Below are 2,055 nucleotides of genomic sequence, written 5' to 3'. Positions count from 1 at the left end.
GGGTCTGCCCGTCGTGGCCACCACCGCCGCGCACTGTGCGGGTCCGGAGGACGCCCGTCTGGCCTCGGTCATGGCGGCGCTCGGAGCCCGCAGCGCCTTGGAGACCCATGCCGCGCACCTGCCCGCGGCCGGCGGGGCGTACCTGCGCCCGGGGGAGGAGATGGCAGAGCTGTTCGACCGCTGGCCGGACGCCGTCACCGGCGCGGCGAGACTGGGCCGCGAGTGTGCGTTCGACCTCAGGCTCATCGCCCCCGAGCTACCGCCGTTCGACGTTCCCGAGGGCCACACCGAGGACACCCGGCTCGCCGAACTCACCTATGCGGGGGCCGAACGGCGCTACGGGAGGCGTGGGTCGGCACCGGAGGCCTACGCCCAGATCGACCGCGAGCTGGGGGTGATCGCCGAGCTGGGGTTCCCCGGCTACTTCCTGGTCGTCCACGACATCGTCGAGTTCTGTCGTAGGGAGGGGATCCTCTGCCAGGGCAGGGGTTCGGCCGCCAACTCGGCGGTCTGCTACTCCCTCGGCATCACCAACGTCGACCCGGTGGGCGCGCACCTGTTGTTCGAGCGATTCCTGTCCCCGGAGCGGGACGGTCCGCCCGATATCGACGTGGACATCGAGTCAGGTCGCCGGGAGGAGGCCATCCAGTACGTCTACTCCCGCTACGGGCGGGACCACGCCGCGCAGGTGGCCAATGTCATCACCTACCGGGGGCGGTCCGCCGTGCGGGACGTGGCCCGGGCACTCGGCTACTCCACCGGGCAGCAGGACGCGTGGTCCAAGAGCATCGACCGGTGGTCGGGGCTGAAGAACCACGATCGGGAGGCCACCGAGCACACCGTCCCGGCCGACGTGCTGGCGCTGGCCCGCAGACTCGTCGGACTGCCCCGGCACCTCGGCATCCACTCCGGCGGCATGGTGATCTGCGACCGGCCGGTGGCCGACGTGGTGCCCGTCGAGTGGGCACGAATGGCCGGGCGGACCGTCCTGCAGTGGGACAAGGACGACTGCGCGGCGGTCGGTCTGGTCAAGTTCGACATGCTGGGGCTGGGGATGCTCACGGCGCTACACCACGCCATCGACCTCGCGGCCGAGCACAAGGACCTCGAGGTGGACCTGGCCCGACTGGACCTCTCCGATCCCGAGGTCTACGAGATGCTGTGCCGGGGTGATTCCGTGGGGGTGTTCCAGGTGGAGTCGCGGGCGCAGATGGCCACGCTGCCCAGACTCCGGCCGCGGACGTTCTACGACCTCGTGGTGGAGGTGGCGCTCATCCGCCCCGGCCCCATCCAGGGCGGCTCCGTGCACCCCTACATCCGTAGACGCAACGGGCGGGAGGAGGTGGTGTTCGACCACCCCGCGCTCGAGGCGGCCCTGGGGCGGACGCTGGGGATCCCGCTGTTCCAGGAGCAGCTCATGCAGATCGCCACCGAGATCGCCGGGTTCACCGGGGCGGAGGCGGACCAGCTCCGCCGGGCGATGGGGGCCAAGCGCTCACCCGAGCGGATGGCGCGGCTGCGGGAGAGGTTCTTCGCGGGCATGCGTGACCTCCACGGCATCGGCACCAGCCCACCCGGTACGCCGGTCACCGGGCCCGAGGTGGGGGAGCGGATCTGGGAGAAGATGTGCGCGTTCGCCAACTACGGCTTCCCCGAGAGCCACTCCCAGTCCTTCGCGGCGATCGTCTACTACTCGGCGTGGTTCAAGTGCCACCACCCGGCCGTCTTCTGTGCGGCGCTGCTGCGTAGCCAGCCGATGGGGTTCTACTCGCCGCAGTCCCTCGTGGCCGACGCCCGCAGGCACGGCGTCACCGTGCACCGCCCCTGCGTCAACCGCTCGCTCGGCGGTGCCACGTGTGAGAACGGGGGCACCGAGGTGCGCCTCGGCCTGGAGTCCGTGCGGGCGATCGGCACCGACCTCGCCACGGCGATCGCCGACGAGCGCGATACCCACGGCCCGTTCCTCTCGGCCGCCGACCTCGCCGGCCGCACCGGGCTGACCGTCCGACAGATGGAGGCGCTGGCCACTGCGGGGGCCCTCGACGCGCTCGGCGT

General features: G+C 71.5%; 1 protein-coding gene. It reads left to right on the top strand.

The features are described from left to right. A partial coding sequence (locus G6028_RS06400; RefSeq protein WP_182658367.1) for an error-prone DNA polymerase occupies nt 1-2,055 on the top strand: 2,055 nt, incomplete at both ends.

This window comes from Dietzia cercidiphylli, from assembly GCF_014145145.1.
GTDB classification, from domain to species: Bacteria; Actinomycetota; Actinomycetes; order Mycobacteriales; family Mycobacteriaceae; genus Dietzia; species Dietzia natronolimnaea.
Note: the sequence above shows the minus strand (reverse complement) of the source record. Positions and strands in the feature narration are given on the sequence as shown.